Origin of the sequence: Paenibacillus tritici (assembly GCF_018207515.1) — a bacterium.
Lineage (GTDB): Bacteria > Bacillota > Bacilli > Paenibacillales > Paenibacillaceae > Paenibacillus_AQ > Paenibacillus_AQ tritici.
Genome location: NZ_CP073365.1, coordinates 5,354,296 through 5,367,986 on the forward strand (window position 1 = coordinate 5,354,296; position 13,691 = coordinate 5,367,986).

The following is a 13,691-nucleotide window of genomic DNA, read 5'->3' on the forward strand; positions in this document are numbered from 1 at the left end:
GCAGCTTGCTCCCTTAATATATCGGACTTTTCGGATTTCGGACGCCGCGAAAGAATAGGTGGAATAGATACGGCTTGTTCCTTATATATTGATACTATAATAGTTCCGGATCTTGCAGCCGGTCACAGGAGGTGCCCAAGGATGTCCTTGCCTGATTCTCCCGAAATGAAGCCCGGCCAATCAATCACTAAGCGCGAAAGCCTAGCCCTCCTGCTCACTTCCGTGGCCATGAATGAAATCTCTTTGTCCCATATTATCAGTGCGGAAGCAGATGCCATTCAAGCCTTCGTTAAATCCCGTCCGGAGGAATTAAGCTATATGAGCGTTATCCGCATCAACAATACGGCTTCCAGACTGCTTGAAGAAGTCTCGAACGGACAATGGTTAAGCCTAAGCAAGCTGGACCGCATTCTTCGCCTGCTCACAGACGACAACGAGACCTATGGTGAATTCGTTGAACCGGATGAACTGGATGAACTGGGAGAGCTTGATGAATCGAAGGAACCGAAGGAACCGGATGAGGAATAACTGGCGAAATACACACCCTCCTGTGCTTCACTAGTCTAATACCCCTATACACTTCCCCCTATTGAATATCGTCATATAGTATAAGATCCGACCATAAAGGAGGGTCTTATTTGTCTACCCCCAATATCCCCAATATTACTCCATCCATTACCCTGACCAGGGATCAAGTTGTTAATCTCATCATGTCATCCATTGCTATGGAAGAGCTGGGTCTTGCACACCTTATCAATGCCGAAGGTGAAAAGATCCAGTATGCTCTTGGCTCGCTTCCGGGGATCAGCGGACCGCCTGCCACACTGGCACAAGTGCTGGAGGTGAATAACAGCGCAAAATCCATGCTGGATACCATCTTCCGCCAGGAAATGATGCTGGCCTCCAAGCTGAAGACCGCCACCGCCATGACTCCCGTAATTGGGTCTCCCGGGGTTACCGGACCGGCGGGAGCGGACGGAGGCGTCATCAGCGTTAATGGCCTTACGGGCGCGGTTCAATTGGACTTAGCCGAGATCGGGGCTCTGCCCTTTACCGAAGAACCCTCTGCCTCTGACTTGGGGTCATTCACCCTGTCTGGTGTGTATAGCTCCAATGACGATCAAGGAGCTGCTCCTCCGGACGGACCACAGCCTGTAGGCCATCCGGCGGTCTGGACGCTGTATGTCTCCCGTGTAGGAAATTACGTGCAGCAGCTCTATATCTCGAATCCTGCCCTGTTCTACCGCAGCAGTCAGGATGGAGGCGCCTTCTGGAACCCTTGGCAGCCCTTAGGACAACGTGGCGTTACCGGGCCAAGCGGACCTGCGGGACCTGGTGCTGCGGGGCCTTCAGGTGTCAGGGGACCGGCCGGGATCATCGGCAACCGGGGCCTTACCGGACCCGGCGGGCCGGAGGGATCTGCCGGCTTCCACGGACCGACAGGCCTCAGAGGACCTGAGGGCTTCACTGGGCCGACTGGGGGCATCGGTTCAACCGGCGCAGCGGGTCAGACCGGTGCCACCGGACTCCGCGGACCCGGTGGTTCAACCGGAGACACAGGGCCGTCCGGGCCCATTGGCCCAAGCGGGGTCATCGGACCAATGGGTGCCACCGGCGGGACAGGCATGGCTGGGCCCAGAGGCAACACCGGCGTCATAGGCACTGCCGGAACTGTCGGCGCTGCCGGAGCTGAAGGGGTTACCGGGCCGACAGGAAATACAGGCCCTACCGGTACCAGAGGGCCGACAGGCCCTACCGGACCTGCCGGAATCACAGGACCTACTGGTGCAACTGGACATACGGGGCTCACCGGACCGACAGGGGTAACAGGAATACAGGGAATCACAGGACCTACTGGCGTTACCGGACCCACCGGCGCAAACGGCTCCGCCGGTGCTATTGGCAAGACAGGTGTTGCCGGGCCGACAGGCAGTATTGCCGGACCTACCGGTGCTACCGGACCCACCGGCGTTACCGGACCCACCGGCGTCACCGGGCCCACTGGCGTTACAGGCATCACCGGCATCACTGGGCCCACCGGCGTTACCGGACCCACCGGCATTACCGGGCCCACCGGCGTTACCGGGCCCACTGGCGTTACTGCCGGGCCCACCGGCGTTACTGGGCCTACCGGCGTTACCGGACCCACCGGCGTTACCGGACCCACCGGCCTTACGGGGCCGACCGGTAGTACTGCCGGGCCCACTGGCGTTACCGGACCCACCGGCATTACCGGGCCGACTGGCATCACCGGACCCACCGGCGTCACCGGACCCACCGGCATCACCGGACCCACCGGCGTTACGGGACCGACAGGCGTTACAGGAGTCGAAGGCCCCTCAGGTGAGGCTATCGCCGCCTACAATGCAGTGTTCCAGCCCCTGGCTATGCCCTTAAGCAGCACAAATTTCCCATTCTCGTTCCTTGAAGCCTTCAATCACAGCAACGGAACCATAACAACAAATGGCAGTCCGGATACGATTAATTTACAGCCGGGCAGCCTCTATTACGTCTCCTTCTTTATCCGCATCAATCTTACTCCGGGCGACGTAGCGGTAACCTCTGTGGAATTATTCTTAACGCTGAATGCTGCAGCACTGCCAGTGGCCATTTTTGGAAGCAGACCGGTGAGTCTGACTGGCACTTCATTGTCCTTCACGCTGGGTTCAAGCGGATTCGTACTAACCGGTGCCGATCCCGAACAAGCACTGCAGCTAATTTCAAACATTGTTCTGGACGGGACCGCTGATGCTCAATCGGATTTCACGGGGTCCAACCTGAGCATTATCCGGCTGGGTTGAACATCCTGATAACAATCATGAAGGGGGTTTAACATTGTCTACACCCAATATTCCAAATATCACCCCGTCAATTACACTGTCTCGGGACGATGTTGTTAATCTGTTGTTCTCTTCCATTGCTATGGAGGAACTGGGTCTGGCACACATTATCAACGCAGAAGGAGAGAAAATACAGTTCGCCCTCGGTACACTGCCGGGATTAAGCGGCCCCCCTGCTACCCTGCAGCAGATTCTGGATGTGAACAGCAGCACACAAGGCATGATGGATACCCTCTTCCGGCAGGAGATGATGCTGGACTCCAAGCTGAGGACCGCTGCGGGCGTTCCGACTCTTCCGGGTCCCACTGGTCCAGCCGGGCCGACAGGTGGGGCCGGAGCCGTAACAAGTGTCAACGGGGAGACCGGAGCCGTTGTACTGGACGCTTCAGACATAGGTGCAATGCCTTATAATGCGGAGCCTTCTAATTCTATTCTGGGCTCATTCATAGCCGCCGGAGTCTATAGCTCTACGAATGAGAATGGTTCCCCGCCCCCAGACAGTCCGCCTTCCGTTCATCCCTCGGTCTGGACTCTATATGTCTCCCGGGTTGGAGCCTATGTCCAGCAGATTTATATCTCGAATCCTTCCCTCTTCTACCGCAGCAGCCCGAACAGCGGAGCCGCTTGGACTCCCTGGATAGACATTGAACAACGCGGTGAAACCGGACCCACCGGGCCGACAGGAGCAGGTGTGACGGGGCCGGATGGGGCTACCGGACAGTCAGGTGCTCCTGGAACCCCCGGTATAACAGGTCCCAGCGGCCCCACCGGTTCTAGGGGCATGACGGGAGTGCTTGGCCCCACCGGTCTAGACGGAATCACTGGAGGCAGAGGGATCGCAGGACCGGTTGGCGTCACCGGACCCCGGGGAGCCACCGGATCAATTGGGCTTCAAGGCATTACGGGATCAAGGGGGTTCCGGGGCGGTAACGGAGACAAGGGAGCCATAGGAATGCAAGGAGGGGCCGGGCCGATCGGACACACCGGTGTGAAGGGTTCCAGCGGACCAACAGGACCCGCAGGCAACAGGGGAAGCACCGGGCCCAGAGGATTGACAGGGAATCCAGGCAGATCAGGAACAACAGGGCCAACTGGAATACAAGGCATTACCGGTCCGGGGGCGCGCGGCGCCACCGGACTCGCAGGCATTCAGGGCACTACAGGCCCCACCGGTGTTCCGGGAGCAACAGGGGCTACAGGCCATGCCGGTGTAACTGGGCTGGATGGCCATCGGGGCGCTACCGGACCACAAGGAGACAAAGGTATTACCGGCCCAACAGGAATGGGCAGGAGAGGAATTACAGGATCAGAAGGGCCAACCGGGAATCGGGGAATCCCGGGAAGACAAGGTGTTACGGGGATTAGGGGCCTAAGAGGATTACGCGGGCTTCAAGGCAGCCGGGGAAATACGGGGATGGGTGGGATACAAGGCCCTAGCGGACCAAGGAAGCCCGGAGTTCGCGGACCATCAGGTCTGAGAGGAGCCAGCGGCGCAGCCGGACCGGCAGGAGTTCGGGGGACTATCGGGCCAGGGCTTAGGGGTAGTACGGGTCCAACTGGGATGCGTGGAACTACCGGGTCGGCAGGCCTAACCGGTGTGCGGGGACTCGCTGGACAGACGGGTCCGACGGGGGCTCGGGGAGCCGCCGGGTTAGCCGGACACCGAGGCTCCACCGGCGCTACAGGACCCCATCTCCTATTTGTCAACAATGCATTGTTCCAGCCAGGTGCAGAGATACCGAGAAATACAACAACTATAATTACATTTACTGAAATATTCAGCGACGGCAGCATTTACCTTGATAATACCCAACAGAAGATCGTTCTGGAGCCGGACAGCGTCTACTACATCTCTATATCCTTTCTGATTAATATCTTCTCTCCAGGGGACAATTTCGACATCCGGCTGCTGGAAATTATTACTTTCCTAAATGATACTCAGACCTATGTGTCGCTTGTTGACTCTGCATTATTCGGTCCCGGCAATGCGCCTGCGAACTATACGGCTCTGGCTGGCGGATTAATCCTGACCGGTGCAGACCCCGTTCAAACGATGCAAGTGCAAATCTCGATTTCGCTGGACGGTCAGGCGACTCCTGCATTCACTACTGACCTGTCGGGATTAACCATTTATCAAATCGAATGAGTTCCTAAAACCCAAATATCTCCATAAAAATCAAGCCCTATTTTTATGGGTGTTTCATATAGGCACTTATCCATACCGGATAAGAACGTGCAGGAATACGTTATAACATCCCACCCAATAAGGAGGTTTTTATTTTGTCTACACCTAATATCCCCAATATTTCCCCGACGATTACATTAACACGGGATGATGTGGTGAACCTCTTGTTCTCTTCCATTGCCATGGAAGAGCTGGGTTTAGCACATATTATTAACGCGGAAGGAGAGAAAATTCAGTTCGCCCTCGGTACGCTGCCGGGAATAACCGGACCAGGCGCAACACTGCAACAGATTCTGGATGTAAACAGCAGTACACAAGGTATGCTGGAGACCATCTTCCGGCAGGAAATGATGCTCGACTCGAAGCTGAAGACGGCTGCCGGTGTCCCAACCCTGCTGGGACCCACCGGGCCCACCGGACCCACTGGTGCTGCCGGTGCCGTAACCACAGTCAACGGCCAGGCTGGCACTGTCGTATTGGACGCTGAAGACGTAGGTGCATTTCCCGAGAACGTGGAGCCTTCTGGTTCTAATCTCAACACCTTCATAGAAGCCGGTGTCTATAGCTCCAACAATCCTGCTGGCCCGGCGCCTCTGAACGGACCTCCCGGCGTCACCCATCCCGCGGTCTGGACCTTGTATGTCTCGCAGGTTGGAACTTATGTGCAACAGATCTATATCTCGAATCCTGTCCTCTTCTACCGCAGCAGTCAGAATAGCGGGGCCACCTGGACCCCGTGGATAGAAATTGGACAACGGGGAGCAACAGGGTCCATAGGCCCCACAGGAGCAGGCCCTACCGGACCTACAGGCATCACTGGACCAACAGGTGCTACCGGACCGAGAGGTCTTACCGGAGCTACCGGGATTACGGGTGCTACCGGGTTTACGGGTGCTACCGGGGTAACAGGAGCTACGGGTGCTACGGGTGCTACGGGCGCTACGGGCATTACCGGCGCTACCGGCGCTACCGGAGCCACCGGCGCTACCGGCGCTACCGGCACGACCGGCGCTACCGGCGCTACCGGAGCCACCGGCGTGACTGGCGTTACCGGCGCTACTGGCGCTACCGGCGTTACCGGCGCTACCGGCGCTACCGGCGCTACCGGTGCTACTGGAACCACCGGTGTTACCGGAGCCACCGGCACTACCGGCGCTACCGGGGCCACCGGCGCTACCGGCTCTACGGGAGCCACTGGCGCTACCGGCGCTACCGGTGCTACCGGCGTTACCGGCGCTACTGGCGCTACTGGCGTTACCGGCGCTACTGGCGCTACCGGCGTTACCGGCGCTACCGGCGCTACCGGCGCTACCGGTGCTACTGGAACCACCGGGGTTACCGGAGCCACCGGGGTTACCGGAGTCACCGGCGCTACCGGCGCTACTGGCGCTACTGGGGCTACCGGCATTACTGGCGTTACCGGCGCTACCGGTGCTACCGGCATTACCGGCGCTACTGGTGTTACCGGAGCAACCGGTGCTACCGGCATTACTGGCGTTACCGGCGTTACCGGGGCCACCGGCGCTACCGGTGCTACTGGTGCTACTGGCGCTACTGGCGCTACTGGCGCTACCGGCGTTACCGGCGTTACCGGCGTTACCGGCGTTACCGGCGTTACCGGCATTACTGGCGTTACCGGAGCCACTGGCGCTACCGGAGCCACTGGTGCTACTGGCGCCACTGGCGCTACCGGAGCCACCGGAGCCACCGGAGCCACTGGCGCTACCGGGGCCACTGGCGTCACCGGCGCTACCGGCGCTACCGGCGCTACCGGCGCTACCGGGCCTACGGGCGCTACCGGCGTGAACTACAATGCCATGTTCGCACCAACAGGAACTTTAAGTACTACACCAATTACGGTAGTACTGGATCAGCAATTTAATAACAGTGACGGAACAATTACAGTCTCCGGTGGAAATAGCCTTGGTCTACAGCCTAACACCACTTATTACCTGTCCTTTTCATTGAGATTTAGGATAGTTCCAGGTACTGCAGTTGTATCTCAAGGGGTAGTACAGTCCTTCCTGAACACCAACCCTCTTCATATCACCAATGTTGGAAGCAAAGGTGCTGGTAGCGGAACTGCATCAGCCATGACACTGGAATCAAGCGGTATATTCCGGACGGGTACCACCGGACCACAGGCCCTCACTCTGCAGGCAAGCATTACTTTTACCGGAACAGCCGCTACGATTTATCAACCGTGGTCCAATGTGAGCATCTTCCAGATAGAGTAAGCTTCTCAGGCTAGGGATTCCCCTCTTTCGCAAGCTTTTTCTACCGCAGAGAGGGGAGCTTTGTTTAAAGAAACGATGTGAAATCTAATGCACTAGTGAAGGAGGGTTTTCATTGTCTACACCAAATATCCCCAATATTACACCGTCCATTTCATTAACACGGGATGATGTCGTTAATCTGATCTTCTCTTCCATCGCGATGGAAGAGCTGGGTTTGGCACACATTCTTAACGCAGAAGGCGAGAAAATTCAGTATGCCTTGGGCACCCTGCCGGGACTAAGCGGTCCCCCCGCGACACTGGCACAGGTTCTGCAGGTCAACAATAATGTACAATCCATGCTGGACACGATCTTCAAGCAGGAAATGATCCTGGATTCTAAACTTAAGACCGCCGCGAATCTGCCCGTTGTCATCGGACCAAGCGGTCCTTCAGGCCCTACGGGGGCTCCCGGTGGCGCGGTTACCGTCAACGGCCAGGCCGGGGTGGTTATCCTCGATGCTGCAGACGTAGGCGCAGTGCCGCTTAACGAGGAGCCTTCCAATTCGACACTGGGTTCCTTCAATCAACCAGGCGTCTACAGCTCTGATGATCCCAATGGCCAGCCCCCTCCAGACAGTCCGCCGGTCGTTCATCCAGCGGTCTGGACCTTGTATGTCTCTCGGGTAGGGGCATACGTCCAGCAGCTCTATATCTCGAACCCTGCCCTGTATTACCGTAGCAGTCAGAACGGAGGGGGCACCTGGACAGCATGGGAGGAGATCGGGCAGACCGGGGCTACAGGACCTACCGGCCCGACTGGGTTCGGTCCGACTGGAGTTGACGGAAGCATTGGATCAACAGGCATCACTGGAATCACCGGGGCCACGGGGATCAGAGGGGCCACGGGCACTGAAGTGACTGGAATCACCGGAGCCACGGGAATCACTGGCGTTACGGGAGCCACAGGTGCTACGGGGGCTACGGGGGTTACGGGGGTTACCGGCGCTACCGGCGCTACTGGCGCTACCGGATCCACCGGAGCCACTGGCGCGACTGGCGCCACGGGTACTACAGGGGCTACCGGCGTTACTGGCGCTACCGGCGTTACCGGCGCTACCGGCGCTACCGGGGCCACGGGCGCTACCGGCTCTACCGGCGCTACCGGCTCTACCGGCGCGACTGGCGCTACTGGCGCTACTGGCGCTACTGGCGCTACTGGCGCTACCGGCGCTACCGGCGCTACCGGCTCTACCGGCGTTACCGGCAGTACTGGATTTATCGTTCATGGGGTCACTGGGGCTACTGGGGCCACGGGGGCTACTGGCACTACTGGCACTACCGGTGCTACCGGAGCCACTGGCGCTACTGGCGCGACTGGGATCACGGGCGCGACGGGTGTTACTGGCGCTACTGGGGCCACCGGAGCCACGGGAGCTACTGGCGCTACTGGTGCGACTGGTGCGACTGGCGCTACTGGCGCTACTGGTGCAACTGGTGCGACTGGCGTTGGTATAATAGGTGCGACAGGTGCTACCGGAGCCACGGGTGCTACTGGCGCTACTGGTGCTACCGGCATTACCGGGGTTACCGGGGTTACCGGAGCTACAGGTGCGACTGGCATTGGCTTAACGGGCGCTACTGGCGCTACTGGTGCGACTGGCGTTACCGGCGCTACCGGCGCTACTGGCGCTACTGGCGCTACTGGTGCTACCGGCGCGACTGGCGCGACCGGCGCGACTGGTGCTACCGGCGCTACCGGGGCCACTGGCGTTACCGGGGCCACTGGCGCTACCGGCTCTACCGGCTCTATGGGTATAATTCCAATTATCAGGTATGCCATGTTCCAACCCACCGCTCAAAACTTGACTACATCACTTGCAGCGATAACATTTACGTTATTGAATAGTGACGGCGGCGGAAGTATAGCGCTTGCTGCCAATAACCAAACTATTAATTTGACCGTGGGTCGCATCTATCATGTTTCCTATACTATGCGCGTAACGGTGCCCGCGAATCGAGATGTAACAGGCTCTGAAGTTTTTGTATATCTCAATACTACTAGCAACAATGCACGTATAACCTATTTTGGCTCTGAAACAGGCTCCACAACCAGTTCGTGGGATTATACACTTCAATCCTCCGGTTTGGTCAGCGCGACTACCGGGTCAAATGCTCTTAATTTCCAGATAAACGCTACATTAACCGGAACAGGAGCTGCTGCCGCCTTAGATATAAACCTGTCCAACGTAAGCATATACGAAGTAGGATAGTCCCCGCATCAATACAGCGACCCCCTCCCGGCAGAACAGCAATTTCTGCCGGGAGGGGGTGCTGTTATTTATGTCCCAGCTCATCCAGATGTCCGGCCAGCCGGTACAATTCATCTGCGATCAGCAGGATGGAAGACACAATACGCCGCTGTTGCTCCCTGCTCTTCAGCTCTTCTGAATCTGCTGAACTGCCTGGCTTGTCCATATGGGGTCCTGACATTTCTCTTGGAGTGCTGTACATAGGGAAGCCTTCTTCAACCAGAATGCGTACAATGGTACCCAGATGATACCGGTCCTGCCGGAGTTCGCTCACACGCGTCAGAACTTTGAGAGATTCATATTCAAAGAATTTGCTGTCCCCCCTCTGAACCACAGGGATGAAATGTGTGAAGTATTCGAGCCAGCGCTTGATGGTAGTAGGGGGTAGCTTCAATAACTCGATCACTTCCAATTGAGTATACAGTTTTTTGGTCACCATCATACTACCTCCCATAGTCTTTCAATGTTATACATTAGATATATTCATCCTCCTATCAATAAATGAGTAAAATTACCTATTTATTCAATATACGATCTAACCCTATCGTCGGGGCCGTTTCAAAAGGCTCCGGGCAGAGAAAGCAGTCCCTGCTTGAACCTCTCCACGTTGCTAGCCGGACACCACAGCCCACTGAGATTTATTGGAATTTAAATTCCAATTTTGTTCAGTTCTTGTCTATGAGGTCTCTCTATAATGGGCTTGACTTGAAACGAAACCATCATGGAGGGATACACAATGGGGAGACTCAGGGCGATTAATGAAAGAAAATGCACGATCGAAAACTGCGATAGAAGGCATTATGCGAAAGGGTTGTGCAAGCAGCACTACTGGCCGGCCTGGAAAGCAGGACAAAAGACCGAATCTGACACGAATCCAAGTTCACATGACCATTCGCAGCAATCTCTCCAGATTGTTCAAGAATTTATTTAATGGCGTAGAAGGTTAAGCCTTTCCTTTGTCGAACTCATTACACTATGATGAATACAAATTCCAGATATTACTTCAAACATTCGATTTTAATCATGTTATATATGTCTTTGCTCCTGGGAATGCACACGGGTTGGCAGCAGATTTTTGCTGCTCCGCAGCAGCCAGAGGCGTCCGGAGGCGAGCTTGATTTGCGCGGCTGGAATCTCAAGAACGCCCACTCGCTGGTTCTCGACGGTGAATGGGCCTTTTATCCGAACCGATTGGTCACAGAGAGCGATATCCGCTCGGGGATTGCCGGAGCTCCGCTCATGATTAACGTTCCCGGTAACTGGAAGTCCTCCCTGTCCGGTTCTTCCCTCGGCTTCGGAACCTATGCTCTGCGTGTTCTCGTGGATCACCCCCTGGATGAACCCTATTCCTTCTGGGCACAGCAGATCCAGGCCTCTTCCCGGATCGAAGTCAACGGCCAGATGTTCCCGTCAATGGGACAGCCTGCTGCGCACAAGGAGTTATACCGGCCGATGGCTATATCCTATAATGTTGACTACCCCCTGCCTGCGGGTAAGCAGGAGATGCTTGTCCTGATCCAGGCAGCCAATTACGAGCATGGGGAGAAGGGCGGAATCTCTTACTCCATCCGCTTCGGCGCCCAGTCCTCCATTCAGAAGGAGCGCTGGTATTCCACGGCTTTTCAGCTAACCACTATCATCATCCTTCTGCTCCACGCCCTGTATGTCTGCATTCTGTATGTGCTTGCCAAGAAACAGCGGACCTTGCTGCTGTTTGCTCTTATGCTGATTACGACAGCTCTCTCCATTGCGGCGGACAACGATGTCCTGCTGCTAATTGTGCTGCCGCTGAACTATACGTGGATGTTCAAGATCAGGCTACTGTCTTATGTGTGGATGGTCTTTTTCATGCTGCTGCTGACCTACAAGTTCTACAGCGCTCAACCCGTAGGCCGGACCTTCAAGATCTACAGCTTCCTCCTTGTTCTGTACACTCTCTGCATAGGTGTGCTGCCGATTCACATCGTATTGTCCCATGCCACTATTTATTTCAGCCTTTTGTATATGATTCCCCCCTGCTGGATGTTTGTAATATTCGGAATAATGGTATATAAACGGAAAAGGGACGTCAGCTTTCTTACCTTCATTGCTTCCTGTATTGTGTCAGGGGTCATATGGGGGAACACGCTGAACGGTGACCGGCAGAACCTACCGTTCTACTCTATTGACATTCTGGCTGCTATTGTCGGGTTCTCCGCCTACGGCCTGAAGCAATATATCCGGCGCTCCGATGAGAACAGAGTGCTCTATGAACAGCTGCTGCACACGGACAAGCAGAAGGAGCGGTTCCTGATCAGCACCTCCCATGAGCTGCGGACGCCGCTGCATGGAATGATCAGCATTGCTGAGACCGAGTACGACAAGAGGCGGGCAGCCTACCCGGAGGAAGAATCGGGCGATCTGGAGCTGCTTGTCCGCATCGGACGCCAAATGTCACAGCTGCTGGATGATCTTATGGATCTGACCCTGCTGCGGGAGAACCGGATGATTCTTCACCCAGTGCCGTTATCAATCTCTACGATTGCGGCAGGAGTTGCGGACATGCTCCGTTATTTAACGGAAGGCCGAAACCTTACACTTCATGTAAGCGCATCCGAAGCGCTTCCGCCTGTATGGGCCGATGAGAAACGGCTTATACAGATTCTGTTCAACCTGATCCATAATGCTGTGAAATTCACAGCATCCGGCAGTATACGCATATCTGCAGAGGAAACGGACGGCCAGCTGCTGATCAGCGTTGCCGATACCGGTGAAGGGATCGGTGAAGAAGAACTCAGCCGTATCTTCCAACCCTATGAACAAGCTGGCGGGCAGGACAGGGGCGGCCTGGGTCTGGGCCTGAGCATTACCCGGCACCTCGTGGAGCTGCACGGGGGCAGGCTTACGGTGGAGTCCAGGCCGGGAGAAGGCTCCATCTTCCACTTCAACCTGCCGCTGGCAGACAGGGCTTTCTTCACGGACGGAAGATCCGGCGAGAACGAAGCAGAGGAATGGCCGGACATTACGCTGAACGCCCAGTCACCCTATTTCCAAGGCAGAGGCGAAGACCCGCTCCCTGCCGCTGCTCCTCTGTTCGCAGCGGCTAAGGAGGAGCAGGATGAAGCTGTACTCCACATCTTAGTGGTTGACGATGATCCGGTGAATCTTCGGGTGCTCTCCACCATTTTGCATGAGGATATGTACCGGCTGACGCCGGTGCTGAGCGGTGAAGAGGCACTGAAACGCCTGAGAGAGGAATCCTGGGACCTGTTAATTACGGATGTGATGATGCCGCAGATGTCCGGGTATGAGCTAACCCAGAGAGTCAGGGAGCGCTATTCGGCATCCGAATTGCCAGTGCTGCTGCTGACGGCGCGTTCGCGGCGTGAGGAGATCTATTATGGGTTCCAGCTGGGGGCCAATGATTATGTGACCAAGCCGGTCGATAGCCTGGAATTGAAGTACCGGGTTACGGGGCTGGCGAGGATGAAGCAGAGCATCCAGCACAACCTGCGGCTGGAGATCGCCTACCTCCAGGCGCAGATCCGTCCTCACTTCCTGTTCAATGCGCTGAATTCGATCTCAACGCTCAGTCAGATTGATATCGTCCAGATGCAGGAGCTGATTGATGCCTTCTCCTCCTTCCTGCGCGCCAGCTTCGATCTGATGAATACCGGGAAGCTGGTTCACTTGCATCAGGAGCTGTCGCTGGTCGAAGCCTATTTGTATATCGAGCAGGTCCGGTTCGGGGAACGGCTGGAGGTCGTGTGGGAACGGAATTACAGCGGGTTGCTGCTAGTCCCCCCGCTGATCCTGCAGCCGCTGGTGGAGAATGCCGTCCGTCACGGGCTGCTTAGTCTTATCGAGGGAGGCACCCTCATAATCCGCATTGAAGAGCAGGAGGATCATATCCGCTTCGAGATCCAGGACAACGGCAAAGGCATGGATCAGACTGTCATCGAACGCTTGCTGAAGAAGAACAAAGACACGGACTCCGGGATCGGTATTTGGAATACCAACCGGCGGCTGATCGAACGTTACGGGCAGGGCTTGTCTATCCAGAGCCGTCCCGGCCATGGAACCACCGTCTCCTTTATTGTTCCCGTCCGGTGGATGGAGTGAACCCTTCCTCCACCGGCTATATCCTGTATGAGGAGGTG

7 protein-coding genes are annotated in these 13,691 nt (G+C 56.4%); 6 read left to right on the plus strand and 1 reads right to left on the minus strand.

Annotated elements, in window-relative coordinates; genetic code table 11:
* Window positions 1-141: 141 nt before the first annotated feature.
* The 5 genes from KDC22_RS23085 (at window position 142) to KDC22_RS23105 (ending at window position 9,513) form a co-directional block, all read left to right on the plus strand.
* Complete coding sequence (locus KDC22_RS23085; RefSeq protein ID WP_173140247.1) at window positions 142-528, plus strand: alpha-helical endospore appendage domain-containing protein; 387 nt, start codon at window positions 142-144, stop codon at window positions 526-528.
* Between the two features lie 110 nt (window positions 529-638).
* On the plus strand, window positions 639-2,801 hold the full coding sequence (locus KDC22_RS33810) for an alpha-helical endospore appendage domain-containing protein (protein WP_281424932.1): 2,163 nt from the start codon (window positions 639-641) through the stop codon (window positions 2,799-2,801).
* 34 nt (window positions 2,802-2,835) lie between these two features.
* On the plus strand, window positions 2,836-4,986 hold the full coding sequence (locus tag KDC22_RS23095) for a collagen-like protein (RefSeq protein ID WP_211720463.1): 2,151 nt from the start codon (window positions 2,836-2,838) through the stop codon (window positions 4,984-4,986).
* A gap of 134 nt (window positions 4,987-5,120) precedes the next feature.
* Window positions 5,121-7,262, plus strand: a complete 2,142-nt coding sequence (locus KDC22_RS33545; RefSeq protein WP_281424933.1) for a collagen-like protein — start codon at window positions 5,121-5,123, stop codon at window positions 7,260-7,262.
* A 112-nt stretch (window positions 7,263-7,374) separates the two neighbouring features.
* Window positions 7,375-9,513, plus strand: a complete 2,139-nt coding sequence (locus KDC22_RS23105) for a collagen-like triple helix repeat-containing protein (RefSeq protein WP_246552895.1) — start codon at window positions 7,375-7,377, stop codon at window positions 9,511-9,513.
* Window positions 9,514-9,577: 64 nt separating this feature from the next.
* On the opposite strand, the gene KDC22_RS23110 is transcribed toward KDC22_RS23105, so the two are convergent.
* Window positions 9,578-10,006, minus strand: coding sequence for a MerR family transcriptional regulator (locus KDC22_RS23110; RefSeq protein ID WP_211720464.1), 429 nt, complete (start codon window positions 10,004-10,006; stop codon window positions 9,578-9,580).
* Window positions 10,007-10,527: 521 nt separating this feature from the next.
* Between KDC22_RS23110 and KDC22_RS23115 the strand changes: the two genes are divergently transcribed.
* Window positions 10,528-13,653, plus strand: coding sequence for a hybrid sensor histidine kinase/response regulator (locus tag KDC22_RS23115; RefSeq protein ID WP_211720465.1), 3,126 nt, complete (start codon window positions 10,528-10,530; stop codon window positions 13,651-13,653).
* Window positions 13,654-13,691 lie beyond the last annotated feature (38 nt).

What these genes read in the sequence shown, in the direction of transcription:
- KDC22_RS23115 (WP_211720465.1), top strand. Translation starts at nt 10,528, where the DNA reads ATGATGAATACAAATTCCAGATATTACTTCAAACATTCGATTTTAATC.
- KDC22_RS23110 (WP_211720464.1), bottom strand. Translation starts at nt 10,006, where the DNA reads ATGGGAGGTAGTATGATGGTGACCAAAAAACTGTATACTCAATTGGAA.
- KDC22_RS23085 (WP_173140247.1), top strand. Translation starts at nt 142, where the DNA reads ATGTCCTTGCCTGATTCTCCCGAAATGAAGCCCGGCCAATCAATCACT.